The sequence below is a fragment of the Mycobacterium sp. D16Q13 genome (genome assembly GCF_002013375.1).
Lineage (GTDB): Bacteria > Actinomycetota > Actinomycetes > Mycobacteriales > Mycobacteriaceae > Mycobacterium.
Genome location: NZ_MAEW01000013.1, coordinates 1 through 2,660 on the forward strand (window position 1 = coordinate 1; position 2,660 = coordinate 2,660).

The following is a 2,660-nucleotide window of genomic DNA, read 5'->3' on the forward strand; positions in this document are numbered from 1 at the left end:
ATCTTCGCACCTCGGTATCGGTTGGCGTGGACTGCAGAACAGCGTTGTGTTCCATGGTGTTGTCAAAGGCTCAAGAATGCCTACAGAGCTCGCCGCTAGAGCGCGGCGTACACCGCCTGCGCGAACTGAACATGGAGAAGCTGTAGTCGCAGCGTGGATGTGCGCCCCAGGGCGGCCTTGGGGTCCAGTTCCGGCATGCGCCACTGCGGCAGGAACATCAGGATCGCGTCGGCCTTCGGGTCGGCGTGCCACCAGGTGCCGAATGCTCCCGGCCAGCCGAAGGTTCCGGCACCGCCCGGACCGAACAGTGCGGCCTCGTTCGGATCGAGCACGACCGACAATCCCAGGCCGAACCCGCGTCCGGTCCAGTACGGCAGGCCGAAGGACGGCAGCTTCCGCTGGGCCGGGGTGAGCCGGTTGGTGCGCAGCGCGGCCGTCGATTCGGGGGACAGGATGCGTACTCCGTTGGCCTCGCCACCGCCGAGGAGCGCCCGCGCGAAGGTGAGGTAGTCGTGCGCGGTGCTGGCCAGAGCGCCGCCACCGCGACACAGCGCCGGTGCTGACGTCGGCATCGAGGTGAGATAGCCGCGGTCGGCCACCACGATCTGGTCGTCATCGCCGAGGCTGTACAGGCGTGCCAATCGGCTGGCCTTGCGCTCGGGAACGAAGAAATCGGTATCGGACATGCCTAACGGATCCAGGATTCGTTGACGTAGCAGCTCGTTGAGTGGCAGCCCGGCCGCGCGTGCGATGAGTAAGCCGAGCACATCGGTGGAATGGCTGTAGTGGAAGCGTTCACCGGGCGGGTAGACCAGCGGCAGCGCGGCGATGGCCCCGATCCACTCGTCGGGCTCACTGAACGCCGCGGTGTGCAGCGGCTGGTAGGCCTTCGCTATTGGCCCGGTCGCGATGAAGTCGTAGGTCAGCCCACTGCGGTGGGTCAACAGGTCTTCGACCGTGATGGCGCGCGGTGCCCGGAATGTGTCATCCAATGGGCCGTCTGGATTTGCGAGTACCCGCATCTGGGAGAACTCCGGCAACCAGGTGGTGATCGGGTCGTTCAGGCGGATCGTGCCGTCGTCGACAAGAGCCATGGCGGCCGCACTGATCACCGGCTTTGTCATGGAAGCGATGCGAAAAATGGTGTTGTCGGCCATCTGCAGACCAGCGTCGACGTCGCGATAGCCCACGGCGCCCAGGTGCTTGAGCTGCCCGCCTTGCCACACCAGCGTTACCGCTCCGGCGAGTATGCGGTCATTGACCGCGGCGCGAATCGGAGCGAGAGCTGCATCAAACGTGTCGTCAGACTCGGGCATGACTCCATCCTGTCAGTCGTGGCCGTCGGGTGCCCGGATGCTAAGATCCCTGGCGATAAGTGACATCCTTTAACGATCCGTCCAGTGAGGCGGAGAAGGAGGTCTCGCGTAAGCGTGGGCGTATTACCAGAGGGACGCGAACTGTTGTCCGCCGCAGATGTCGGCAGGACCATCTCGCGTATCGCGCATCAGATCATCGAGAAGACCGCACTTTCCGATTCCGGTGACGCGCCTCGCGTCGTATTGGTCGGGATCCCCACCCGCGGTGCCACCCTCGCCAAGCGATTGGCCGCCCACATCACCGAGTTCTCCGGTGTCGAGGTGCCGGCCGGATTCCTGGACATCACGCTCTACCGCGACGATCTGCGCAACAAACCCCACCGCCCGCTCGAACGCACCTCGATTCCCGAGGGCGGAGTGGACGGCGCCCTGGTTGTCCTGGTTGACGACGTGTTGTTCTCCGGCCGTACGGTGCGCTCGGCCCTCGACGCGCTGCGCGATCTGGGCCGGCCCCGTGCGGTGCAGCTGGCAGTGCTGGTGGATCGCGGGCATCGGGAGCTGCCGCTGCGTGCGGATTACGTGGGTAAGAACGTGCCGACCGCACGCTCCGAAGACGTCAAAGTGCTGCTCACCGAGCATGACGGCCGCGACTCCGTGGTGATCAACAGCGGGCAGGGAGCGGCCTCGTGAAACACCTGCTGTCGGCGGCCGACCTGACTCGCGACGAGGCCACCGCCATCCTCGATGACGCCGACCGGTTCCTTCAGGCCCTGGCGGGGCGCGAGGTCAAGAAGCTGCCGACCCTGCGCGGGCGCACCATCATCACGATGTTCTACGAGAACTCCACGCGGACAAGAGTTTCCTTTGAGGTCGCGGGTAAATGGATGAGCGCCGACGTCATCAACGTCAGCGCATCGGGTTCCTCAGTGGCCAAGGGCGAGTCACTGCGCGATACCGCCTTGACCCTGCGCGCGATCGGTGCCGATGCGTTGATCGTCCGTCACCCAGCGTCGGGTGTCGCCGCCCAGCTGGCTCAGTGGACCGCCGAAGGTGAGGGCGGCCCGGCCGTCATCAACGCCGGCGACGGTACCCACGAACATCCCACCCAGGCGCTGCTCGACGCGCTCACCATCCGGCAGCGGCTGGGCGGCCTGGAAGGCCGCCGCATCGTCATCGTCGGGGATATCCTGCACAGCCGAGTTGCCCGGTCGAATGCTTTGCTGCTCAGTACATTCGGCGCAGAGGTGGTGCTGGTGGCGCCACCCACGCTGCTGCCCGTGGGTATTGAGACCTGGCCAGTGACGGTCACCCACGATCTGGATGCCGAGCTGCCCGGCGCCGACG

At 65.7% G+C, this 2,660-nt stretch carries 3 protein-coding genes; 2 read left to right on the forward strand and 1 reads right to left on the reverse strand.

Translation table 11 applies throughout. The features are described from left to right. Window positions 1–95: 95 nt before the first annotated feature. The gene (locus B4400_RS15305; protein ID WP_078311861.1) at window positions 96–1,316 is read right to left on the reverse strand and encodes a serine hydrolase domain-containing protein; all 1,221 of its coding nucleotides are present in this window, start codon (window positions 1,314–1,316) and stop codon (window positions 96–98) included. A 114-nt stretch (window positions 1,317–1,430) separates the two neighbouring features. Here B4400_RS15305 and pyrR point away from each other — a divergent pair, with 114 nt between their 5' ends. Further along, window positions 1,431–2,006 carry a bifunctional pyr operon transcriptional regulator/uracil phosphoribosyltransferase PyrR gene (gene pyrR, locus B4400_RS15310; protein WP_170915021.1) on the forward strand — a complete coding sequence of 192 codons (576 nt, stop codon included), beginning with the start codon at window positions 1,431–1,433 and terminating at the stop codon, window positions 2,004–2,006. Then, on the forward strand, window positions 2,003–2,660 hold a 658-nt coding region (locus B4400_RS15315), incomplete at its 3' end, for an aspartate carbamoyltransferase catalytic subunit (protein WP_078356028.1). The genes pyrR and B4400_RS15315, both read left to right, overlap by 4 nt.

Excerpts from the sequence above, each read along its gene's own strand:
- B4400_RS15305 (WP_078311861.1), bottom strand. The coding sequence starts at position 1,316 with ATGCCCGAGTCTGACGACACGTTTGATGCAGCTCTCGCTCCGATTCGC.